Raw genomic sequence first — 22,310 nt, forward strand, 5'->3', positions numbered from 1 at the left:
CGCCTCTATCCGTTCCAGGCGCGCATTACCTCCGCCGACCACAAGACCATCAATCAAGCTCATCGTGGGCTGTTTGCGCATCGCCGTTCCTCTTCGTCGGATGGGGATAGTTTTGCAAACATCCCGCGAACGCGGGAATCCACTGTTGCTCTTTCCGCTTCGAACATAGAGCAGCCCAGTGCCTCGTCGTCACGTAGCCTTCACGCCGCCCCTTAATTTCCCTTGCTAGCATTCGCAGTGGGGATCCAGTTCTAAGGAAAAGAACAGGGGGATAAAGAAGCTCTTCACGTGGCGGCGTCCGCCACGTTACTGGCTGTTCGTGCACCGGCGAGCACCAAGTGGATCAGCGTTGCCAAAGACTGCGAAGAGGCACACTTCGTCGGTGGCAGTCGATTTATGCCTGGATTGGCTGCATGGTGCTCTTCTTTGTAATGAGCTTTTCCCTTTACTTAGTTAGCTGAGCTAGAGGGTATCTAGAGTAATGACGATGTCTACCGTTCCAGCAAAGGAGGTGAGGTATGGCTAGATGTACAGGCACGACAAATCTTGAAATTCATCATAAGCGTCGTGATGGCGGCGATGATTTGGGTAACGCGGAAGTTCTTTGCCAAGCGTGTCACTCTGACACATCTACCTATGGCGTTCCTGGTAGGAGTCCACCTGCGTTTAGCAAGGCGACCAAAGACAGTGCACTTAAGAGAGCGGGAAACCGATGTGAATGCACCAGAAGCGGCGGGTGTCATTAGGGAGCCAGAGACGAAGAAATAATGGGACGGAACACTTTTCTCGAAAATAGATCGTTGGGAAAGTGTTCTGTCCCCTTACCAGATTCCTTCGTTCAAATAGCGTAAGGGGAAGAACGTTTTTTCGGATGTGGGGCTGTCTCTCTATGGATTCGCTCGATACATAAGAGCTAACAGGATGGCGCATGAAAGATGTTGTCGCATTACTACGAACAGGTGGGGCGCTCGCCTATCTAGTGCTTGCTCTATTCGCGTTGCCGGTGCTGGCTAGGGGAATGTTTGCACTAAAACGTAGTAGGAGTCAGGAGCGCAAGGAATTTCTGGAGCTATGGAAAGATGGCGACAAGGCCGATGATTTCTGGCTGGAACTTATGATCCGCCATTGCTTTGGCGAGGCACTTCCAGCGGTGCTGGTGCGACGTGTCATGTGCTTTCCCGCAGCCCCTTCGAAGTTGGCCAGCCTGGCGCGATCCTGGTCTTTGCTTACTTACGATACGGAAATGGGTCGTTTGGAGTGGAGAAGCAGATGGAGAGAGGTATGGAGATGGAGGGGTGTCGAGTTGCGCGTCTTTGAGGCGCTGTATATGGTGCTTGGCTCCGTTGGCCTGCTATCTGTCTGGGCTTGGTTCATCCTTTCAGAGAGAATATTTCTTGAGAGTTCGTCGGGTCTCGTGGCCGCCGCCATGATCTTGCCTCATCTGGTAAATCTCGACTCAGCCAACGATGCATTTAAAGAGCTGTCGCCGTTGCTTGCCCACAAAGAAGGGCTCCGGGTTGATGTATCCCCTAAGCGAATAAATGAGCTGGAAGTGGTTGAGCCGAATTAACTACTTCGGATCTATTTGTCAGTCTCGCCCGTTGCATCGATATTTGTTTTTGCACGCATCTAAATTTTCGGATTGAAAGTCAAACGCGTTCTGTAAAGGGGGAGACCTTGGGAGCTACGTTGAGGCGATATACCGAAATTCCTTATGTCATAGACTTGCTTCAGACAAGGGCTCTTGTGTTGGTAAATCCCAAGGCCTGGGATGACCGGAACGATTCTTTCTATATTGAGCAGTATGCACGCTCAGTTGGCCTCCGCCGCACTTACGCTTTGTGTTTGACGGAAGCTCCAGAGACCTACCACCACTGGCGAGTGTTTTCACATGGTAGTGGAGGGGCATGCATTACCTTCGATAAGGAAAAGTTGATCAAGTATGCGGCCAAGATTAAGGGGCTACGCGCCGAGAGTGTTCGATACAGGACTATCGCTCAGTTGAGAAGAAAGCCACCTGCTACAGAAGATCTTCCATTTCTCAAACGCCACGCTTACACGGATGAACATGAATTCAGGCTTTTCTATGGCTCGACGAAGAAGAAGGCAGAACCGACGGTTCGTATGCCCGTTCCGCTTTCTGCAATTGAACGAATAACACTGAGCCCTTGGCTGCCTAGGTCGGTTGCCCTTCAGGTGAAAGGCACACTCAAGGCGATCAAGGGGTGTGGTGGGTTAGAGATTTACAGATCCACGTTAGTCGAGAACGATGTGTGGAAAGGCTTCGCGGACAATGGCGCATAGCAAGAATAGGAAGGTGGTTTGACTCCCTGTGCCTTATTTACGCGTGGTCCCGTTAACCCTTCCGCAGTGGATCGAGCAGAGGCCGCAGTCCGTTGTGATCGAGTTCGAGCATCAAGGCCAGCAGATTGCCCAGATCACCGCGCGGGAAACCCTTGCGTGCAAACCAGGCGAGGTAGGCGCCGGGTAGGTCAGCGATCAGGCGGCCCTGATATTTGCCGTAGGGCATGGTGACGGTTACCAGCCGCTGTAAATCTTCGGGTTTCACGTGGTTGTGTTCAATGTGATAAGAGGCGAGGGAAGTTCAAGGCGGGGCGTACTTTAATTGACGTGCGGCACGCTTGCCATGAAGTGAACTTGGGATCCCTTTTGTCACACCTTGAGGTAACGATTAAAGGCGCTTGGGTGGTTCATCAAGTCACAAGGCGGGAAGCGCCGTTCCCGCCTTGTGTATCTTAGAAGACGAACTTGATCAATCCAGCAGCCTTCTAAACTTCGGCTGGAGGGGCTGCGCATTTACATGCCACCCTCAATCGACCTGCTGAATTGATTCTCTTGCCGTGCATACACCAGGTCACTTTTGACGAGCTTCAGGGTTTGCGGCAAGTCGGACGGATCCAGCTTGGTTTGCGCAACGCCGATGTTGAACACGCTGAGTTCGCGGTTTCCCTTGCACAGAGCCGATGCGACGAGCACATCACCCGCACCGATGTTATGGACCGTTTTCAGCACGGGATTCGCCGTGCAGTATTCGCCTTTGAAAGGACGTTCATTTCCCCCGACATAGAGGACGATGCGTGTGGTGGCGGGGTTAATCGTGCCATTGCCCGGCTTGCTGGCGCGCGAGGCGTTTGCGGCCAAGATCGACTGGTTGGTGACTGTCGGTGCCTGATCGTGCAATTCGATGGCAACAGTATTGCCCTGATGCGTGGGTGCCTGCTGTGCGTGCGATACGCCTGCGATCACGGCAAGGGATAGAGCGAGCAGACGCAGACCAGAAACGGCGAATTTACCGCGAATGGACGATTGTGCAATGTGGGTTGAAGTAGTCATGATAAATATCTCCAGGTTGTTTCACGACGAAGCATTTTCGTCGTGAGTGGTATCTGACGTCTTTTCGATGTGGATACCGGTGAGATGAATTTGAGGTCACGAGGTCAAGGTGTTTCCTTGAACGCAGGGCCATTCTGCGGCAACTGGATTCTGACTAAAAATGCATTGTTTATAGTAAATGGATGCCTTTTTGATATGGCATGGCACGAGGCTCCTCTCGAGGCAATCCCTCGCTCGTAAGCTGCATGAGAGTGGGATGCGCGGACCGTACGGCGCGCTGTATGTAAATTATCGGGGTTTGCTGCGGTCTGTTTTCGGCGAGCAGCTTTACTGGCCGGACGCGACAGCGTGCGGTGTTACAGATCACGTATCGAGATGTCGCCGCCGACTCGCCGCACAATCATCGAAAGAGCGGTTCCAGGTTGACTTATCAATCCGGTAGCCGGAGCAGAGGTGGCTTGGTTTACTAAGGCATCTATTTTTTTATTGGAACAGTGACGGTAATAGGTGTCGTTACTTTGATTTCTAAGGACCCGCTACTCCACTTATCACGCAGTGTTCCCTCATGATGGTTTCGGCCTCCATGCAAGCCACGCCAGCGTGGCGGCCAGCAGGGTCATAACCAGCGGAAACATGGGATTGAAGAGCGCCTTGGCATAACACAGGTAAGTGCCGAGGCCTACCGTGCAGGTAATGATGAGAGCTCCCAAGGATGTCCAGCGTGGTATGAAGATGAGTAGTGCTCCTGCGATATCCAGTGCGCCGCTGAAATAACGAAACCATTGGCCCCAGCCGATGGCGTCGAAGAATGGAAGGGTTCCCATGGTTCCGGTGACCTTTTCGATGCCGATTCCAAGAAAGGTCACGCCCAGCAGGATTCTGAGAATCCAGGTGATGACGCGACGCGCTTTGCCGGTTGTCTGCGAGGTCATGGTCTTCTCGAGGTCAAGAACGGGATCAGGTTTACTAGCGGTCAAGGTGCCCTGAGATAAGTGAGCCATCTATTGCGTGAGGGCAGCCGTAGCTGCCCTCATAGGAACATGCAAATTCCGTCAAGCGACCAAGGGTTCGGCGAATCCCGGCTCGACGTCGTCGCCGCACACGTCACGCCATAGGTGATACGCCACCCCGTACATCGCCGTGATCACCAGGAGCAGCAGCGCGATGTAGAGCGGAATGATCAGCACCAACACCAATGCGCCGACCAGTTTGCCGATCAGGGCGAGCAGAAAGGCGGCTATGCCGATGCAGAGAGCAGCGGCGATCCAGACAAGGATGAGACCCAAGGCAAGCATGAGCAGCGGCAACAGGTTTTTTACTGCGCCGATCATGCCGTCGCCGATGGCACCGAACACGCCGCGGTTGCCAAGTGCCACCTGGCCAAGGCCGATCGAATGAAAACCGACCATGAAAATGGCGACCAACATGATGAGTAAAAAGGTGATCCCGAAACCGTCGGGCAATGTTGTCGGTGGCAGTTGATGATTGGCGCGTGCGGTCAGCACTTGCATGTACCAGTGGGCGACGCCGCCCCCTGTCAATGTGAAGACGGCGACGAGCATGGCGGCGTAAATCAACAGCATTACTACTCCAAAGCCGATCACGCGAAGTGCATTGCCTTCTCGATAGGGCCTGAAGATGTCAACCGCGCGGGCGGGAAGCCCACGTTCTGCGGCGTCGATCACTAGCAGGTAGCCCGCGTAGAGCGGGAACACGAGCAGGCTGATCAGCATGGATAGCGCTGCCATCCAGCCGAAGAAGGTCGGTTGCATTGGCATGCCCGAATGCAGTGCCTGAAATTGCATGGTGGTTGAGATGAGCGCCGGGATGAGCACGGCCAGCATCAGAAGGCCTGCCGCACCGAAGAGTGGCTTCGGATGGCGGATGCCCGCACTGATGCCGCGATTGAGCCAATCAAAGCCGGCCGACGGTCCCCTGGATCGTGTTGCCATGGTGTCGATTCCCCCGATGAGCGGCGCCCCCGCGCCGTGCTGGTTGAGCATAGCAAGCTCACTGGGTTGGGGAGGGTGAGGGGGCGGGCCGAGGTGTTCGCGTGCTTTTTGATCGTCGTCCGGGCGAAGGCCGGCACCCAGTGACTCTGAGGCAACAAAGACGCTAGGTCCCGGCCTTCCTCGCTCCTCAAAGCGGGGCACATCCATGTGCCCTCCCCGCGTGCGCCGGGACGACGGTAAGGTGGTTTGAAAAGTCGGGGAGGCTTGGATAACTCTCAAATTTCGTTGGAGTCGTCGAGCACAAAAATGGGGAATCTCAGGCGTTGCGCCCGGGTGCACTCGGCCATCCTGGGTCGTAAAAAAATACGAAGCGATGCTGGCGCCCACGGCTATGGACAAGTCTCCAGGCATCTATAGCGAGGGCTTTTCAGCCAACAGCGAATCGCGCATGATTTTGCCAGCGTCGCAAGACGCTGCAGGGTAGGGGGAAGTGAACGTTGGATGCCTTACTGGACGAGTTCCAGCGCGGCGGCGTGGCGCTACCCCAGGGATGTCAACAGCGCTAGGGGGATCGGTATGAAGCTTAAATTGATCGTGGGCGTTGCACTTTGCGGTGCGACCGCCAGTCTGCTGTCGGGTTGCATACAAAAGGTGCAGGTCAAGGATGTCCAGCAGGACAAGGCCGGTTTTCTCGCCAGTCACTTTTCGCCAAGCAGCTTATCGACTGGCTTGTACAAAACGATCACTGACGCAGACAGCGGGCAGGTGAGTTTCAAGCGGGTCGTGTACCAGCTCAGCTGGGACAACGATATCGCAGAGAAGGACAAGACCTACAAAACCTCTGAAACGTACACGCTTACCAATGTGGGCAATGGTCTTGTCGAGGTGATGATGGAGAGCTCGCGCAATGGTGTGCCGGTCTCCCAGGCCTATCAACTCAGTTATCGAAACATGCTCCCCATCAAAGGCCAATCGATGAACCTGGGCGCCAACATTGCGCCGATGGAAATGGAGATGAAGAGTTTCCAGCACTTCGACCCCATTTCGTCGTTCAGGAACGGGCTGGAATACAAGTATGAGTACGGAACCTCGGTGCAGATTATGAATTTCCACGATGGCCGTACATCGTGCGTGCGTGGTGACGCACAGCCGGCCTCGGAATTGAACGCAACCCTCACGGGCGAAGCGTGGACGATAAGCTGCCAATTCTTCAATCAAAACGGCGTCGTTCAGTCGAAGGCAAATTTCGCTTATTTGGAAAGCTACGGTATAGCCGTCACCTTGCATGTGGAATCGGCAGCAACCATCAACGAAGCCAAGATCGCTTCGTTTACGGTCGAATAGCCAGTCGCCAAAAAGGGGCCTGAGGGATACCTACGGCCCCGAGTCGTCATTCCCGCTTACGTGTTCGCAGGGAATGACGGCGACTCAAGATGAACCCATCTCGACGCGCACACTTTCGCATCGACCATTCGATCCCCCGCACTCGCCGGCTAAACGGGGTTCTATCTCGCCAGCGAGATCGCCGCAATAATTTGCGCCACTCTTTGACGCCATCTTGTCTACGGCAAGCTTGCCGTTTCGCTGAAAAGGACTCGACGGCTTTCCGATGCGCAAATAGGCAGTTTGGTATCCTCTCCCGTTTAGCAGCGACAGCACTTTCAAGGCTTGGAGAAAGTCAGTTATGACCATGCGTATACACGCCCTGTTGGCAACGATGGTGCTGTTGGCGGGATGTGCCACCGCCGACCCGGATATCACGGTGTTACATCGCATTCCCCACGGTGGCACGGTGGCCGTGGTGCCGTTCCAGGATTGCGCGGTCGCGAGTGATGCGGATTGTGCCGGCTCCGGAGCGACGGCCGGTTCCATTTTTGTCCGGGTGCTTTCGGAAAGGCCAGGGCTGCATGCGGTCGCGCTGCCCAGGCCGGTGGGTGCTGACGCTCAGCTTACGGACGCCGCGGCGGTCGCTTACGCCGCTAAAAAAGGCTACCGCTATGTGATCAATGGCGAGGTCCAGGATTATCACCGCGCCGGGCATCTGGCCATTCACGCGGATCGCGCGGGTGTCGCCGTGCGTGTCCTGAGCGTCAAGAACGGGCAGGCGTTGACGACTTATACCTATCAAGAGGATTCCAAGACTCATTTCACCTCGCCCGATGACATGCTGGAAGATATGGCCAAGCAGTTGGCTACTTCCATCGTTGTTGAGCCAAAAAGGCAAAAGCAGGGTGATTTCATGATTTACAAGCCAAGTGGCGGCTAAGTCGGAAGAGTCGTTGTGGCTTCGTCGCCGAAAGTAGTGGTCGAGCCTAATCTTGAGAATGCAGGATAAAAGCATGAGCAATAACGATGCCGCTTACCCGATCGGTGAAGTGGGGAAGGTTTGGGGTCAGGCGGAGAGGGACGCGTGGCTTTCGCGGCAGGTTCGCCGGCGCAGCTATGAAGCAGACGTGCTCGATGCGATCGATCGGCTTCGCGCCCGCTTCGACCTGTCGGAATACGGTCGGCTTGACTATGCCCCGGAAAGTTTTCCGCTGTTTGCCGTTCGTAGCCCGAGCTGGCGGGACGATCTTCCCTCCATGCTGGTCACCGGTGGCGTGCATGGTTACGAAACGAGTGGCGTACACGGTGCGCTTTGTTTTGCCGAACAACACATGGCCGACTACGCGGGGCGTGCAAACATCCTGGTCGCCCCGTGTGTTAGCCCATGGGCCTACGAACGCATCCAGCGCTGGAATCCGGATGCCATCGATCCGAACCGTTCGTTCCATGAAAACAGCCGGTCGGGCGAGTCGGCGGCGTTGCTGCGGCTGGTGGCCCCGTTGCGCGGTCGCTTCCTGATGCATATCGACCTGCACGAAACCACCGACAGTGACGAAGGCGAATTTCGCCGCGCATTGGCCGCACGCGATGGCAAGGTGTTCGTGCCGGGTGAAATCCCGGATGGCTTCTATCTGGTCGATGACGCCGAAAATCCCCAGCCGGGGTTCCAGCAAGCGGTACTGGCGGCGGTGTCGAAGGTGACGCATATCGCACCGGCGGATGCGGACGGCAAACTCATCGGTTCACCGGTGGTGGTGCCGGGCGTGATCGAGTACGCGGTGAAAGGGCTTGGTCTATGCGCCGGTATTACGGGTGCGCGTTACACGACAACCACCGAGGTTTATCCGGACAGCCCGCACGCTACGCCTGAGCAGTGTATCCAGGCACAGGTTGCGGCGGTGCGTGCGGGAATGGATTACGCATTGGCGCACGCCTGACGGTTGTTGAGCGATGCGTTAGTTAAAGCAAACCGGGGCCAGCCCACTGCGCCCCGGTTTTTCTGTTTATGGATTTCGCGAATCCATCGCTGGATCAAACACCCGCATTCCTTGCCATAAACGACTTCGCATCGCCTTCGTCCGGATTGACGAAGATGATGTCATCCGGGCGACGGCGAGGTACATCGATCGCAAGGATCACAAAGGGATGCGAGAGCACTTTGGGGAATCCGTGCACCTGCTTCCGCGGGAAGCGAACAAACATGCCCGGCTTGGCGATGCTTTCGCTGCCGTTGAGGTGGAAGATGGCCTCGCCGCTCACGACGTATAGATGTTCGTCGCAATCCTCGTGATAGTGCAGGGGGAGGTTTCGGTAGATCCTAAAAATACGGCTGCTGGCGGAATCGAAGTCGCTGAAGTAGACGTCTTGCAGCATCGTTTCCGAGGTGTCGGGTAACTTGGCGAGTTCGACAAAGACGTCGAAGATCTGCCGGCTGTTATCGGTCTGTGGTTCAAATGTAAGTGGTTTGTTCATAACATCATCCACGCATGGCATCACTAAACACGTTGTGCGCATGAATCACACATGCTTTGCATATGCCTAGAGCATAGGCATCGCCGGTCTGCGGCGCAATTTGAAGTATTGATCGCTTCGATTGAATGAGCCTATGAGAGTGATTGGATCGGAGCGGATGCATGACGCATGCGCATTAAGGTGCAGAGGTGGATAAGCGCGATTAGCCACCTCCGTTGTTGCTCGGATTCTGCGCTTAATGCCGTCGCTGGGCCCGAGACATTCGCGAGCCTGTCCACTCCGTCGCTGACAGCACGCTATCCAGTTCAAGGGCGACGCTCTCGAAGCTCTGCCCCAGCACAGATCGATGGATTTCCAGTGGCTCTTGTTCTTCGGCCTGCGTGGCGGCGATGGTCGTAATGGCCATGAGAAAGAGTTGATTGCGGATCTGCTCAAGCTTTTGAAAGTTTTCTTCGCTAAGTAGATAGCCGTGCGTCATTTCAGCCATGTGGCGTCGTTTGCTCATTGATCACTCCATGATGTGGATTGGCATTCGTTTGCACACTTCATCATTGCAGGGTGTGGCTTTGACGGTCGATGTGGCCGCCTTTGTCCAATCGTTCCAGGGCCTCGCCAATGAGCACGCTGAGCTGCTGAAAAATGAGCTTCATTTCCACGCGCGGGATCGTCATGGTGTCGTTTTCGTCGATATGTTGTTCCTCGTCGTAGGCGACGTTCGCCATGATCATCAGCAAAGTCTGAAGATTTTTAAGCTCTTCGTAGTCTTCTTCTGACAGCAAATAGTGCTTCGACCCAAATGGGCCGTTATAAGTGCCTTCCATCGGTGTTCTCCACGCGGTTAGGTCGCCCGCGCATTGCGCGCGGGCGAAGGGTCTGCAAGAAAACTCTTACTCGTTTTGTCGGAATCGTCCGATTCCGATTCAACGATTACCCACTTGGGGCTCGACGCCGCGCCGCTGGCGCGTCGGTGGAGTAAGGGAGGGACACTGAGGCGGGGTCACGAAAACGTGCAAGTGCCTTATCATCGAGCGTAGCCATAATTGACTCCTGTGAAGTTGATTGTGGTTAGCGGATCGTTTGGGCTGGAACCCCAGGCGATCCGCGTTTACCCCACTGATGTCGAGCGTGTCGGTGTCATCACTCCGGATGGGCACGTTCGACATATATAAGATTCTCACAAAGCGAGCTCGACATCTTGTCGGTGACGGGAGTTTTGATGTCGAGGAAAAGGACTACGTGGCGCGTACGGAATGGCCTGAATGCGCACACGAATAGGATTTTTTTTGCAGGAGCTGTTTCTGATGCCATTGAGCACCAATACGACATTCTTCTCCCTACTTGCTGACAGTTACAGGCGGAGAGTCGGAAAGTCGCTCGTTCCCTATCGCATGAGAGCATCTAGATGTGCGGATTGGCTTTATGCGGCGGCGCCGTATGCCGTGCTTGCGCACGATACGTCGCCCGATCCGGTCTTTATGTATGGCAATAAGCGTGCGCAGGCGATTTTTGGATACGACTGGGATGAGCTCACCGAGCTGCCTTCGCGCCTGTCCGCCGAACCTGCCGGGCGCGCCGAGCGTCAGGTGCTACTGGATAAGGTCAAGCGCGAGGGCTTTATTAGTGGATATCGAGGCGTGCGCATTACTAAAACGGGCGAGCGCTTCCTGGTCCACAACGCGACCATATGGGAGCTGGTGGATTTGGCGGGGAATTATCGCGGTCAGGCGGTGCTTATTCCGCGCGTGTTGCCGATCAGAAAGGGCTCCATATTTGAGGAAGGGTTTCGTTCAAAAGCCGCGGGGGCGGCGCAGCGGCATGGCTGATAACGTCGGGACCTTGATTGAGTTGGTGTAAGGGAGAACCATGTCGTTTCGCTATCTGATATTTATCTTGTTGTTGGTAAGCGCGTCCGCCCACGCGATGAGCTCACTGCGCGTGGGCGATAAAGTGTTGACCATCGGCGACAGTGCAGCACGGGTGCAGGAATTGATGGGGCCGCCGACGATACGTGTTTATATTCAACGGACCATGCATGGGCAGCCGGACAATCAGCTGGTGCCCGGCGAGGAATGGCAATACGCGCAGGACGGGAAAACCATTGTTGTTACGATTTTGGGTGGCAGGGCTACCAGCTTTGACACGCTGTATCGCTGATTGCTGACTCTGTCTATGCGCTATCGTGCGCCGCCCGAAATAGCGGAATTGGCAACGTCGACCATGGTCTTTTGTTCTTCGGCCTCATTATCGAAGCCAAATTTGAGTTGGATTTCGTAGTGAATGCCTTTGACGCGCCATTCGATGGAGCTTGGGGCGCATGAGCCGCCACAGGATCTTGGTAGAAAGTGCCCAACGATATGGTCGATCAAGCGGACCGGCTTGCCACGGGGGGCAAACTTGTAGTGGGCGTTTCCAGAGAAATCGCCGACAAATAGCGTTGTACCGCCGCTTCCGTCGCCCATGTATAAAGGGATGTCATAACTATCGTTGTCGGCGGTTGCAGATGAGATAAGCCCAGGGATGCTTTGTAGACGAGGTGGGAGCGTGCCGGGGAGCAGAATGGGGATTCTTGTTTTCTGCTTTGCAGTCGCAAGGCCTGTCTGGAGTGATGTGTCGACAGATTTAGACGTGCCAGCAAAAATGTCGCCGGCAGTCATGGTCATAAGCGACACCATCGTTAAAAGTGCAGCACTGATTTTCATGATCAACGAAGCCCCTGGTTGGTACTGTGGTTTTTGCAGATATGTTGTGACAAAACAGAGCGGGTTGGGTTACTTCGTCGTTTTTCGTACTCGCCTCAGCGCCAAGAGCGGGGGAGGTCCGGAGGGTGCCAGCCGGTTTAGCCACTCCCCACCTATCTCCTTTTACGGCAATATGCTTCTCAAATCAGGGGGAGCGAACCATGGATACGTCTGTAGGGGAAGGCAGGCAGGATCTCGTTATTGCTGGTTTCTGGCGCCGCCTGGGTGCCTTTTTCATCGACAGCATTATTGTCGGTCTGGTCGGCGCGCTTATTGGCATCGTGCTATTCGATTCGCTCGCACGCATGGGCGCTCCGGCGCGCCTGATCGGCTTTGTCATCGCACTGGCTTACTTCGGGGTGCTCAATAGCCGTATCGGTGACGGGCAGACCCTGGCCAATCGATGGCTTGGTATCCGCGTGGTGGACGGGCAGGGGCAGACGTTGTCGCTACCGCGTGCGTTGCTGCGTTACACCGTGCTGGGCATCCCACTCTTCTTCAACGGTTTACCGCTTCCGGGTGCGGCGCTGCTGTCGCCCGTCGTTGGCGCACTGGTCTCACTGCTGGTGTTCGGCGGCTGCTTTGCCATCGTCTATCTGTATGTGTTTAACCGTCGCACGCGGCAGTCACTGCACGACCTGGCGGTGGGCTCTTATGTGGTGCGTGTGCAACCTGAAGCGGGCGAGGCGCATTTTGCCACGGTCTGGCAAGGGCATCTGGCCGTGGTGATGGTGATTGCACTGCTTAGCCTGGGCGCCCCCTTGATCGCCAAGCGACTTGCCCAAACCGACACCTTCGCGGGCATCCTGCCGCTCTACCAGACACTCGAAGCCCAGCCGCATGTGATGAGTGCGCAGGTGACGCGTGGATCCACATCCGTTTGGTCATCCAAAAGCGGCAGCTCGACCACCCGTTATTTGAGCGCACTGCTACGCGTGGATGCGCCCATGATCAATGACGCCGACTATGCCCGCAGCATCGCCCAGACCATGATCAAGGGTGATCCGCATCAGGCGCAGGAAGATGTTGTTACGGTGGTGCTGGCCTACGGCTACGACATGGGCATCGCATCGTGGTGGACGAAGCGCACTTATATCTACAAGCCGTGGGAGTTGCAGGCTGATTCGCTGGGTGGGTGAGGTGCCGGGTTTTGTAGAGGGACATGCACGCTGACCCTGATGCCACTGTTTTCGGAATGAAGGGCTCGGGGCGTCTTTTTACAGGGAGTGATCCGTGATCAGCCTTCTCGCTCTTGCCGGATTGATCGTGTTTACGGCGATGTACTACGACAAACTGGGCTGGATATCGGTTGCCAAGTATTGGCTCGGGTGCATGGCGGGTACGGCCATCATCTTCTATGCGTTTCACGCGCCGACTGTGGCGGGGGTTTATTGCTGGTTGTTTGTGCTTTATGCCTTTAAGGCGGGGCAGTAATGGGCAGATGTGGATTTCGGCTGGGTTGAATGCCGGCTCTGGAGAGAAATCGCTGGGGCAACGGTTTTGGTCAGTATCCGTTGAAGACTTAAGGCTGATAGCCGGTGGGTGTTGCTAGCACTTTGATAAGGTCCGTTTCCGAAGCGGACCCGCTTAAAGCTTAAACGGGGAATCAATATGAGAGTAAATGAAGGAGAGATTCGCAATCGACTCAAGTTGCTGCATGTGGTTTTCTTGATGTTTGCAGTTGTATTCGGACTTTTCGTGATCGCTCTTCTTATCAATAGCAACCCGTGGGCGTCCTTGCGCTTGCCTTTTTTTGCAGCACTTTGGACCATCCATCTGGTGTTGGCTGCTGCCCTCGGAGTGCTGGCTGGAAAACTTGGGAAAGGGGGCGCTTCGGTCGGTTTCGCCGCATTCATCACTTCACCGATTCTGGCCCCAATCAGCTATGCCCGAGTGGTCTGGTGGGCACATAAAACACTCTCCAACATCGCGCAAGGTGCAAAAATTTGTGATGAATTAGGTATAGATGAGTTCTCTAAGATGCGCCCGACGAGGGATGATCGGCTCTGAAATTGCGGCGGACGCCCGAAAACCGCTGCATCTTAGTAAGTAGGTTGGGTTAGCGCAGCGTAACCCAAAGAAACTCCCAGCCGCTGTGCATCGTGCTGCGTCCAAAGTCCAAGCGGTTTTGGGTTACGCTGCGCTGCTAACCCAACTTACGGATCTTTGCGTGGTGATGGGTCGCGTCATGCTTCGGTGAGGAATATGTTCGCCTGTTTGAGAAAGTTCTCGGCATATTGCGATTGGGCTCCGTGGCTGGCATCTGGATACATGACCAGCTGAGCATTGGGAATGTGCTGGGCCAATATATAAGCGTTAATCGGAGTGACCACGATATCTTTGGCGCCATGCACGATCAGCGTGGGCTGGTGGATGTCGGCGAGCATGGCGTAGCGGCCGGTGGGCGGAATGGTGCCCCATTCGCGAATGCTGCCCAGTTCGATGGTGGCGGATTCTTTGGATACCGGGTCGTCGCGATCCGCCGTGCGTAGCTGCAGGCGCTGGATGTAGTCTCTTGCCGCTGCTTTGCTTTTCTCGCTGGTGGTGAAGAAGGCCACCGTCAGCAGGGCGATGGGGTCTTCCTGCTCCTCGGCAGAAAGCTCGGTGAATGTCATGTCTTCGCCGCCGCGTGGCCCGGTGCCGAGCAGGATGACGCGGCGGATCAGGTCGGGGTATTCGTAAGCAAGTTGCTGGGAAATCATGCCGCCCAGCGAAAATCCCATCACATCGACCTGCTTGAAGCCGAGTGCGCGGAAAAAGTCGACGCATTGCCTGGTCAGTGCTTCCACGCCGGCCGGTGTCTTTCCCGACGATTTACCGATGCCTGGATAGTCAAAAATAATGACGTCGTGTTCGGCGGCAAGGCCATTGGTTATTTTTGGATCCCAATCATCCATGTTGGCGGCGAAGTAATTCAGCAGTAGCAGTGGAACGCCGCCACGCTTGCCGAAGCGCCGATAAGCGAAGGTGATGCCGCCCGCATTGATTTGTCGCGTAGGGGCTGTTTCGTGCGAATGAATGAACATGGATGTGCCTGTTTGAATGATGTGGTTCGTATCCGAAATGGTTTAAGCGGACGCAATGCTCCCCTGGCCTCAATCAGCGCTGGTGCCGATTGGGGGCGAGATAAGCAATGAAAGATTGATGGCGCACCATCGATGCGTGGATGAGGTGCGCCACGTTTACCTATCGCGCGTTATGCGCCGCCAAAGAGCGTGAGCGCGTGCTCGTTGAAGCCATTCACCAGGCCGTGTTCATTCGGGCCTACATTGGCGCGGAACTGCTTGGCGGCATCGACCACGATCTCGTCCGCATCCGTGCCAAGAATCGCCACCGCTTCGGCAATAAACTGATCCAGCGGCATGGCTTCTCCGGCTTCCTGGCTGTTCATGAGTTCGGTGCGCACCCACGGCGGCGCGATTTCAAGCACGCGGACGCTGGTATTGCGCAGCATGAAGCGTTGCGACAGGGCGTAGGAATGAAGCGCCGCCTTGGTCGACGAATAGATGCCGCTAACGGCCAACGGCACGAAGCCAAGCACCGAACTGGTATACGCCACCACAGCGTTCTTCCTGGTCTTCAGATGTTCGATCAAGGCCGAGGTCATGCGAATCGGCCCGAGCAGGTTGGTGTCGATGGTCGAGGTCAGCAAGGCGTCGTCGATTTTTCCGGCGACCGTGTCGGGTTGCATGATGCCGGCGTTATTGATGAGCACATTGAGTTCCGGATGATCGGCAATCAGCTTGACCGCCGCCCGTTCGATGCTGACCGGATCGGTGATGTCGAGTTCGATCGCTTCCATGCCGGGATTGGCGGCGATCACGGCATTAAGATGACCACGCCGACGACCGGAAATGATGACCTTGTTGCCGAGCTTGTGCAGCGCCTCGGCCAGTCCGCGACCGATGCCTGAGCCGCCGCCGGTAATAAAGATCGTGTTGCCTGAGAGTTGCATGACAGTTCTCCTAGGGTGGTTTCAAACAGGGAAGCGGGTGCCGAACATGGGCAGTCCGCTCTTGGATTCGGTTTGCGTGGCTTCGTCTTGCAACACGTCCCAGTGCTCGGCGAGCTTGCCGTTTTCGATGCGCACCACGTCCGCGGCGATCCATGCCGCCGGACGGCCGTGGCCGGAGAAACGTCCGTGCACGATGACGTAATCGCCTTCGGCCAGGATCAGCCCATGCTCGTAATGCAGGGTGTCGGGGATGGCTCGAATCAGATTGAACAGGCCGTCGCGGCCCGGCTCGATATGCGCGCTGTGCTGGATGTAGGTGTCCGACCAAAAGCGCCCGGCGGCCTGGTAGTCACGCTTGTTGAAGAGGGTGTCGAAGGCCTGGAGGACCAGGGCCTTGTTCTGTTCGGGCGACGTCTTTGACATGGTCGTTTCCTCTTGGATGACGGATGGCTCAAGTGACGGAGTGCTTTGGCTCGGATTCGTCGGTCTGGCCCGCGGCACCGGGCTACCTGGTGCCGAGGTGAAATCACGATGGTGATCACCATTGACGTGAGGTAGAATGGCACTGCGTTGGACTATTGTCAATGGTGATCACCATTGTAATTTGAGGTGGGCCACAACCGGGTCTGGAACAGGAGTAGGACTATGGGTGTTTCAAAGCAGCAAGCCATTGAAAATAAAAGGGCTATTGTCGACGCGGCGGAAAAGCTGTTCCGCGAGCGCGGGGTGGCCGCGGTGGGGTTGGCCGAGCTGACCAAGGCCGCCGGTTTCACCCAGGGCGGCTTCTACAACCACTTCAAATCGAAGGACGCGCTGGTCGCCGCGGTGATGGAGAAGGCGATGGAAGACGGCGGGGCCGATCTGCTGGCCAACATCAAAGCGTCGAAGGCGAACGCGGCGGATCCGATGAAGCAGCATGTCCAGTGGTATCTGTCCCGCGAACATCTGGCCGATATCGAGAACGGCTGCCCCCTGACCGCGTACGCCGGTGATGTGCGGCGACTCGGCAAGGAAGCGCGTCAATCCTATGCACGCGGACTGACGTGGAATTTCGATGAGCTGGCGAGTGTGATGAGCGGCGAGAGTGCGCAGGAGAAACGGAAAAAGGCCGTCGCGGTGTTCAGCCAGATGCTGGGCTCGCTGGTGCTTTCGCGTGCGGTGGCTGAGGCCGATCCTGCGCTTGCAGATGAGATTTTGCAGGATGGGCGTGAGCAGTTGATGCGGGTTATTGGCAACTAAGAGAGGATAGGTTTTCAGGATTACCCGCGCTTTTTCGGCTTACGTTTTCAACGAAATTAGGAAGCTCTCCAAGTCGCTTGATATTTTCACCACCGTCGTCCCGGCGAAGGCCGGGACCTAGCGCCTTTGCTACATCCAAGTCACTGGGTCCCGGCCTTCCTCGCTCCTCAAAGCCGGGCACATCCATGTGCCATCCCCGCGTGCGCAGGGACGACGGTGAGGCGGAATGAAAGATTTCGTCTGCCTTGGAAAACACCTTGAGATGCAGGTGTCTTATACAAGGGCGTCCAGTCGTCTAGACAGCCGTAGACGTTCCGCAACCCGAGACTCATTAACTGTTCGTCTTCCATCGGTCGAATACGTTTTGTTACGGGGCACGATAATGGCGTACGCCAAACATGTGGACGAATTGCTGGACTTGCTCTCGGCACAAGGAAAGGAAGCTTATTTTGGCGAGCCGGTTTCCATCCTTGAACACTGTTTGCAGTGTGCGCATTTCGCGGAACAGTCCCAGGCCAGTCCATCGACGATAGCCGCCGCACTGCTGCACGATATTGGGCACATGCTGCATGGCTTGCCTGAGGACATCGCACAGCAAGGGATGGATGGTGCCCACGAGGATGTGGCGGCAGTGCATCTGGCCAAGTGGTTTGGTGAAGACGTCACCGAAACCGTGCGTTTGCACGTCGCTGCCAAGCGTTATCTCTGCGCGACCGATGCAACCTATATGGCGCGGCTATCGCCGTCTTCCATCGAAAGCCTGCAACTCCAGGGTGGTCCGATGAGCCAGGAGGAAGCCACGGCATTTGAGGCATTACCGAATGCCGGCGTGGCGGTTCAACTTCGTCGCTGGGATGACGAGGCCAAGATTCCGCAGCTGGATGTGCCGGGATTGGCACACTATCGATCTGTTCTTTTGCAGGTATCGAAGGTGCCTCAGCTTTAAGCCGGTTCAGAGTGGGCCGGTAACCTGGGTGGTCAAGTACCTCCCACTTCATTCATCCCACTTCCCCATTCCTTTCCTTGGGTATAGTTCGCTTCCAAGGCTCCGGCCTCGGGTGGCTTGCCAAAGGGGGAACGATGAATTCACCAGCCAGTACGGCAAGGGTCGCTGGCTTGCTGTATTCCATCAATGTCGTGACCGGCTTGTTCAGCCTGATGTATGTGCCATCGCACGTGATGGTTCATGGCGATGCCGCTGCCACCGTCAACCATATTCTGGCGTCGGAGTCCTTGTTCCGGGCAGGTGTGGCTGTCAACGTGATCTCTCACGTGGTGTTTCTCCTGCTGCCGCTGGTTTTGTACAAGCTGCTGAGTCCGGTAAATAAAACGGCCGCCGTCGCCATGGTCGCGCTGGCGGTGGCTTGTGTGCCGATTGATCTTGTTGCCGTGGCGGATCAACTGGATGTGCTGGCGTTTTTGCATGGCGATCTCTATCGGCATGCACTGAGCGGCGACCAATGGTATGCGAAGGTGAGGTCATCGCTTGATGCGTACGACGATAAGCTGCTTATCGGCGAGATTTTCTGGGGACTTTGGCTATTGCCCTTCGGCTATCTGGTTTTCAAGTCCGGATTTTTACCGAGGATTCTTGGCATCCTTTTGATGCTCGGATACTTTAGCTATCTGATCAGTTTCTTTACGCAGGTACTTGGTGCTGGCGATGTTCCGGGCTTCGTGATGCTGCCGGCGGCTTTTGGCGAAATGGGTATTGCGTTGTGGTTGCTTGTTTTTGGGGTGCGTAAATGAAACGGATGCCCAGTTATTCATGGCCTTTGCTTGCACTCATAGCCGCACTGCTTCCAGCGGTGTCACTCGCGGCCGAATCGTTGACGGGGCCTGAGGCGCTCATCGTCAAACTCTATAAGGATTATGCGTGGGAGGCCGTTATCGACGAGCCGGTGGACAGTGATGCTGGTCTGCTCCAACAGCCGGTCAATATCTTAAATCGATACTTTGATCCGCACATGGTCAGCCTGATCCTGCGCGACCGCGTGTGCGAAGAGAAGAACGGAATTTGTCGACTGGATTACGACCCGATCTGGGACTCCCAGGATCCCGGCGGCGCCATGGGGATGAAGATTCAACAGATGGCGGATCCTTCCGAGGTGTCTGTTGATTTCATTTATGCGGGTCACGCCGCGCATATGCACATCGTGTATGTGCTGAGCCAAACTCGAGACGGGTGGCGTATTTCCGATATACAGGGCACGACGCCTTCGCTTCGCAAGCTATTGGAAGCGGATTTTCATCCTTAGCCCGTCATCCGCAAGGGTATGGCGTCATGCCAGCGCTGATTGGGCAGGGTGGGTTTCTATGGGCTAGCTCTGAGTTCATGGACGCCCCATACGCGGATTTCTCGCGTTTTTAGGTGCCTGTGGCGTCGGGGGCATCGGTCCTTTTTGACGGCTAAAAGCGCTCTCCAGGTTCATGGTCGTCTTGGCCAGTGGACCTATGGCCGTCCGGGGCGCATGCTGGAGGCCGCAGGGATAGTCAGCGGACTCGCTTTTTTTAAGGGCGGGCTGTGCAGCATGCAGAAAAAAGTGACGAATCCGGAGCAACGTTGGCGTCCGCTCTCGCTGATGCCAGCGTTCAAGTTTGCGGTCGGCCGCGCGGCCGAGGGGGCTCGTGTCCAGGCGAAAAGCATGCGCGTGGCGATCAAACATCCGGGCCTGGTCAATCGCTTCGATCTGGTGCGCATGCGGCTTGTTTACGAGGAGACGGCCTTGAATGCCGCGATGTGCCGTGAACAGGTGAAACGTTGGCGCGGCGAGTGTGTGACGCGGGAACAAATGATGGCGCTCGATCGCCTGGAAGGTATCGTTGATCAATGGTCTGACGATACGGATGAAGTGCTCGAGGCGATCAAGGCGCTACTGCATGAGCACTGAAACGACGTCGATCAGCGCACCAGCGTATCGATGCAACGCCAGAAGCCAGACAGGCTCGTCTGGCTTCTGATGGGGCCAATCGTCAACTGATGATCTTGCGTGCGGTCAAGTCGACGGTGCATGTGTCATCGGGTTGGCTGGACTGTGGCTTGACGCTTCGATATTCAAATTTCAGGGTTGGGTTGCCGGTCGCGGGTTTGGTTACGGTGGCTCTTACATAACCCGGTTCGAAGATCACGCAGCCAAGCTTGTTGCTTTTGCCTTTTTGCACACCGATTTTTTGCATGTATTTTTTGTCGACTTCTTCGGCGGGGTTGATGGCATAGCCGCCGGCTCCGGACACGATGTAGGGGATGTCTTGACGCTTTTTTTGGCCCACGTTCTGGCGAACGACTCTTTGATAGAGATGCGCGTGGCCGCAGATGACGGCGTCCGGCCAAAAGCCGGCTTTTGCGAAAGTAGCGTCGATGGCCGTGCTGGTGGGATCTTTCTTTGATTGTCCGGGAAACCAGCGCGGGAAATGGTGGATGGCCAGAATCACGGCGCGAAAGCTTTGTTGCCTTGCTTGCTTGAGGCGAACCAATTCGTTGTACAGAAATTTCAGTTGCTGTGCGTCTAGCCAGCCGAAGGATTCGCCGCAGTTGCTGTACAGGCCGATGATCGAGACCAACGGAGCGTCGAGCGTGAAGTAAACGCCGGGCTGGGTCATCGTGCTACGCAAAATGCCTCCCGCCCCGGGCCAGCGACCTGGTGTGGTGGTGCAGAATGCGCTCTGGAAATCCGCCAGGGAAACCTGGGACGCTTCGTATGTAATTCCGTCATGATTGCCGGGAATGGCAAAGATCGGGGCGGGGTAAGCGCGAAAGGGATCGTAGAACTGGCCGTAGTAATAGGCGCGTTCGCCGTAGTAATAAACCACATCGCCAACGTGGAACATGAAGGCCGGTTGGGGCGCTTTGGCGTCATCGGCGAGCAGGTCTGAAACTTTTTGTTCGTATCGATCGTAGTTGGACGGGTTGACCGCACCGCTATCGCCGATGATGTCGAAGGCAATGCTCTCGCCACTTTCGCCCTGGGTATAACCGGGCGGGTTGGAGCCGGTGACGCTGGTCAAGTCCATGATCGGATTGGTGCGCGGATTGGGAACCGGGCCCCGCGTCTGACCCTTCGACTGTTTTTGCACGAAGGGAGTGTTGTAGGTGGCGCTGTCGTCGTCGGTAATGAATTTGCCCGTCGCGTCATCGGTATCAAAGTCCGCGAAAACATAGCCTTGCTTATTGGGCGTGCTGGACGGCTGGGCGGTTTTGCTCAAGGCAGCTACCGCGGCAGCGCCTGCCGAGCGCGCTTCAATGGCAGATGGCTCGCTCCGCGTACGGGGGATGCGTGGCATGATGGCTTTGCATATCTGCGGTGTAACGCGATCGATATCTTCAATGCCGGTAATGCGTGGGTGCCCGTGCTCGTCGGTGTGCACCGTTTGCGAGCGGAATTTGATGAAGATGCCTTGTGCGCCGGATGGGGACAAAATGATGAACCCACCATCCTGGGCCGTTCCGTTTTCTTGATAGTGCAGGGTGCCGTTGGTTCGGTTGAAGGCGCCCTGGTTCATATGCACGTTGTCGACGCCGGTAAATCCGGTCGACGGATACTCGCCGGTTTGATGATTCATGGGATAGCCGGTGCCGAAGACGGCAACCAGCGCGTTGCTGTGTGCGGCTTTTTCTGCGCAGCGCTGCAACTTTGCAAGGCTTTGTTTGCGCCAGGCCTTGCCGACCTTTGGATGTCCACTGGCTTCGGAGGGGAATGCCAGCGGATCGAAAATCCTGCCGTCCGTGTAATCGAGGCGAGGGATGTCCTGGCTTTCCTCCGCAAGCAAAAAGTTCTGGGTGCCTTTTACGCCTTTCCTTGCGCCCAGATTTATCAGCTTGCGGATAAACGGATCATTGGCTGGAAAGTCGATGATCTGGTATTCGATTTCGGAGTGGTCGTCGGGCTGGACCGATGGGACATTGAGCGACACCCGATAGGGTGGATGATGTGGATTATTGGGCTGCACCATCAGCAGCCAATGACTTTCATTGCCACGTGGTTTGCGAAAACCCGTAATCGTTCCGATCAACAGACCGTAACCGTGCAAAGCCATGATTTTTCCCCCTTGATTGTGGCTGACACGCGCGTGAGTGAGTGCGTCCTGGGCGCTGTCACTCAGTGGTCGCCAACGGGGTAATTCCTATCAGGTGGCCCGCATATGAGCTGTGAAGGGATGATGTCCGTTATTTTACGAGGGACTTTAAGTGGGTCTAAATGGTCATCATGGATATATGCCGCTGGACATGGCGGCCGACTGATTTAAGCGAAAAACGGTCGGGATGTTTTGCCAGGA

General features: G+C 56.0%; 28 protein-coding genes. 16 read left to right on the top strand and 12 right to left on the bottom strand.

The genetic code is table 11. From position 1 onward, the window contains the following. The 3 genes from ISP19_RS18370 to ISP19_RS18380 form a co-directional block, all read left to right on the top strand. On the top strand, positions 1–216 hold a 216-nt coding region (locus tag ISP19_RS18370), incomplete at its 5' end, for a hypothetical protein (RefSeq protein WP_204683873.1). Between the two features lie 712 nt (positions 217–928). Then, positions 929–1,570 (top strand): hypothetical protein, encoded by a 642-nt coding sequence (locus ISP19_RS18375; protein WP_204683874.1) that lies wholly within the window; start codon positions 929–931, stop codon positions 1,568–1,570. Between the two features lie 119 nt (positions 1,571–1,689). Beyond that, complete coding sequence (locus tag ISP19_RS18380) at positions 1,690–2,304, top strand: hypothetical protein (RefSeq protein ID WP_204683875.1); 615 nt, start codon at positions 1,690–1,692, stop codon at positions 2,302–2,304. 52 nt (positions 2,305–2,356) lie between these two features. Here the strand turns inward: ISP19_RS18380 and ISP19_RS18385 are convergent, their stop codons facing one another. The 4 genes from ISP19_RS18385 to ISP19_RS18400 all read right to left on the bottom strand — a co-directional run bounded on the left by ISP19_RS18385 (position 2,357) and on the right by ISP19_RS18400 (position 5,357). Next, positions 2,357–2,569 (bottom strand): DUF3820 family protein, encoded by a 213-nt coding sequence (locus tag ISP19_RS18385; protein ID WP_204683876.1) that lies wholly within the window; start codon positions 2,567–2,569, stop codon positions 2,357–2,359. 248 nt (positions 2,570–2,817) lie between these two features. Continuing rightward, entirely contained in the window at positions 2,818–3,354 is a 537-nt protein-coding gene (locus ISP19_RS18390; protein WP_204683877.1) for a hypothetical protein, read from the bottom strand. A 563-nt stretch (positions 3,355–3,917) separates the two neighbouring features. Beyond that, a complete protein-coding gene (locus ISP19_RS18395) occupies positions 3,918–4,286 on the bottom strand; it encodes a DoxX family protein (RefSeq protein WP_204683878.1) in 369 nt (122 codons plus the stop codon). A gap of 120 nt (positions 4,287–4,406) precedes the next feature. Beyond that, the gene (locus ISP19_RS18400; RefSeq protein ID WP_204683879.1) at positions 4,407–5,357 is read right to left on the bottom strand and encodes a hypothetical protein; all 951 of its coding nucleotides are present in this window, start codon (positions 5,355–5,357) and stop codon (positions 4,407–4,409) included. Between the two features lie 450 nt (positions 5,358–5,807). On the opposite strand from ISP19_RS18400, the gene ISP19_RS18405 reads away from it, so the two are divergent. The 3 genes from ISP19_RS18405 to ISP19_RS18415 all read left to right on the top strand — a co-directional run bounded on the left by ISP19_RS18405 (position 5,808) and on the right by ISP19_RS18415 (position 8,569). Next, positions 5,808–6,650 (top strand): hypothetical protein, encoded by an 843-nt coding sequence (locus tag ISP19_RS18405; RefSeq protein ID WP_204683880.1) that lies wholly within the window; start codon positions 5,808–5,810, stop codon positions 6,648–6,650. A 340-nt stretch (positions 6,651–6,990) separates the two neighbouring features. Beyond that, on the top strand, positions 6,991–7,572 hold the full coding sequence (locus ISP19_RS18410) for a hypothetical protein (protein ID WP_204683881.1): 582 nt from the start codon (positions 6,991–6,993) through the stop codon (positions 7,570–7,572). A gap of 73 nt (positions 7,573–7,645) precedes the next feature. After that, positions 7,646–8,569, top strand: a complete 924-nt coding sequence (locus tag ISP19_RS18415) for a M14 family metallopeptidase (RefSeq protein WP_204683882.1) — start codon at positions 7,646–7,648, stop codon at positions 8,567–8,569. Between the two features lie 94 nt (positions 8,570–8,663). Here ISP19_RS18415 and ISP19_RS18420 read toward each other — a convergent pair whose 3' ends face one another. From ISP19_RS18420 to ISP19_RS18430, 3 genes are all read right to left on the bottom strand, one after another. Beyond that, positions 8,664–9,104 (bottom strand): cupin domain-containing protein, encoded by a 441-nt coding sequence (locus ISP19_RS18420; protein WP_204683883.1) that lies wholly within the window; start codon positions 9,102–9,104, stop codon positions 8,664–8,666. A 235-nt stretch (positions 9,105–9,339) separates the two neighbouring features. Then, complete coding sequence (locus ISP19_RS18425; RefSeq protein WP_204683884.1) at positions 9,340–9,609, bottom strand: XAC0095 family protein; 270 nt, start codon at positions 9,607–9,609, stop codon at positions 9,340–9,342. Between the two features lie 43 nt (positions 9,610–9,652). Further along, positions 9,653–9,925, bottom strand: a complete 273-nt coding sequence (locus tag ISP19_RS18430) for an XAC0095 family protein (RefSeq protein WP_204683885.1) — start codon at positions 9,923–9,925, stop codon at positions 9,653–9,655. A gap of 438 nt (positions 9,926–10,363) precedes the next feature. Between ISP19_RS18430 and ISP19_RS18435 the strand changes: the two genes are divergently transcribed. Then, a complete protein-coding gene (locus ISP19_RS18435) occupies positions 10,364–10,927 on the top strand; it encodes an MEKHLA domain-containing protein (protein WP_239556939.1) in 564 nt (187 codons plus the stop codon). Between the two features lie 40 nt (positions 10,928–10,967). After that, positions 10,968–11,258 carry a DUF2845 domain-containing protein gene (locus ISP19_RS18440; RefSeq protein WP_204683886.1) on the top strand — a complete coding sequence of 97 codons (291 nt, stop codon included), beginning with the start codon at positions 10,968–10,970 and terminating at the stop codon, positions 11,256–11,258. Between the two features lie 20 nt (positions 11,259–11,278). Here ISP19_RS18440 and ISP19_RS18445 read toward each other — a convergent pair whose 3' ends face one another. Next, complete coding sequence (locus ISP19_RS18445) at positions 11,279–11,803, bottom strand: hypothetical protein (protein ID WP_204683887.1); 525 nt, start codon at positions 11,801–11,803, stop codon at positions 11,279–11,281. Positions 11,804–12,003: 200 nt separating this feature from the next. Here ISP19_RS18445 and ISP19_RS18450 point away from each other — a divergent pair, with 200 nt between their 5' ends. The 3 genes from ISP19_RS18450 (at position 12,004) to ISP19_RS18460 (ending at position 13,852) form a co-directional block, all read left to right on the top strand. Then, a complete protein-coding gene (locus tag ISP19_RS18450) occupies positions 12,004–12,981 on the top strand; it encodes an RDD family protein (RefSeq protein ID WP_204683888.1) in 978 nt (325 codons plus the stop codon). Positions 12,982–13,075: 94 nt separating this feature from the next. Then, positions 13,076–13,276, top strand: a complete 201-nt coding sequence (locus ISP19_RS18455; RefSeq protein WP_204683889.1) for a hypothetical protein — start codon at positions 13,076–13,078, stop codon at positions 13,274–13,276. 177 nt (positions 13,277–13,453) lie between these two features. Next, a complete protein-coding gene (locus tag ISP19_RS18460) occupies positions 13,454–13,852 on the top strand; it encodes a hypothetical protein (protein ID WP_204683890.1) in 399 nt (132 codons plus the stop codon). A gap of 176 nt (positions 13,853–14,028) precedes the next feature. Here ISP19_RS18460 and ISP19_RS18465 read toward each other — a convergent pair whose 3' ends face one another. The 3 genes from ISP19_RS18465 to ISP19_RS18475 form a co-directional block, all read right to left on the bottom strand. After that, positions 14,029–14,868: an alpha/beta fold hydrolase gene (locus ISP19_RS18465; RefSeq protein WP_275577152.1), complete on the bottom strand. Its 840-nt coding sequence runs from the start codon at positions 14,866–14,868 to the stop codon at positions 14,029–14,031. A gap of 170 nt (positions 14,869–15,038) precedes the next feature. Next, entirely contained in the window at positions 15,039–15,797 is a 759-nt protein-coding gene (locus ISP19_RS18470; RefSeq protein WP_204683892.1) for an SDR family oxidoreductase, read from the bottom strand. A gap of 21 nt (positions 15,798–15,818) precedes the next feature. After that, the gene (locus tag ISP19_RS18475; protein WP_204683893.1) at positions 15,819–16,220 is read right to left on the bottom strand and encodes a nuclear transport factor 2 family protein; all 402 of its coding nucleotides are present in this window, start codon (positions 16,218–16,220) and stop codon (positions 15,819–15,821) included. Positions 16,221–16,442: 222 nt separating this feature from the next. Here ISP19_RS18475 and ISP19_RS18480 point away from each other — a divergent pair, with 222 nt between their 5' ends. From ISP19_RS18480 to ISP19_RS18500, 5 genes are all read left to right on the top strand, one after another. After that, a complete protein-coding gene (locus ISP19_RS18480; protein ID WP_204683894.1) occupies positions 16,443–17,036 on the top strand; it encodes a TetR/AcrR family transcriptional regulator in 594 nt (197 codons plus the stop codon). 226 nt (positions 17,037–17,262) lie between these two features. Beyond that, positions 17,263–17,982, top strand: coding sequence for an HD domain-containing protein (locus ISP19_RS18485; protein ID WP_204683895.1), 720 nt, complete (start codon positions 17,263–17,265; stop codon positions 17,980–17,982). 134 nt (positions 17,983–18,116) lie between these two features. Beyond that, the gene (locus tag ISP19_RS18490) at positions 18,117–18,785 is read left to right on the top strand and encodes a DUF4386 domain-containing protein (protein WP_204683896.1); all 669 of its coding nucleotides are present in this window, start codon (positions 18,117–18,119) and stop codon (positions 18,783–18,785) included. After that, complete coding sequence (locus ISP19_RS18495; RefSeq protein ID WP_204683897.1) at positions 18,782–19,294, top strand: hypothetical protein; 513 nt, start codon at positions 18,782–18,784, stop codon at positions 19,292–19,294. The genes ISP19_RS18490 and ISP19_RS18495 overlap by 4 nt, the downstream gene beginning before the upstream one ends. Positions 19,295–19,507: 213 nt before the next feature. Further along, on the top strand, positions 19,508–19,927 hold the full coding sequence (locus ISP19_RS18500; RefSeq protein WP_204683898.1) for a hypothetical protein: 420 nt from the start codon (positions 19,508–19,510) through the stop codon (positions 19,925–19,927). A gap of 82 nt (positions 19,928–20,009) precedes the next feature. On the opposite strand, the gene ISP19_RS18505 is transcribed toward ISP19_RS18500, so the two are convergent. Beyond that, positions 20,010–22,070, bottom strand: coding sequence for a DUF2278 family protein (locus ISP19_RS18505; RefSeq protein WP_204683899.1), 2,061 nt, complete (start codon positions 22,068–22,070; stop codon positions 20,010–20,012). Positions 22,071–22,310: the final 240 nt, after the last annotated feature.

The sequence above is a fragment of the Dyella flava genome, from assembly GCF_016904955.1.
GTDB lineage: Bacteria > Pseudomonadota > Gammaproteobacteria > Xanthomonadales > Rhodanobacteraceae > Dyella_B > Dyella_B flava.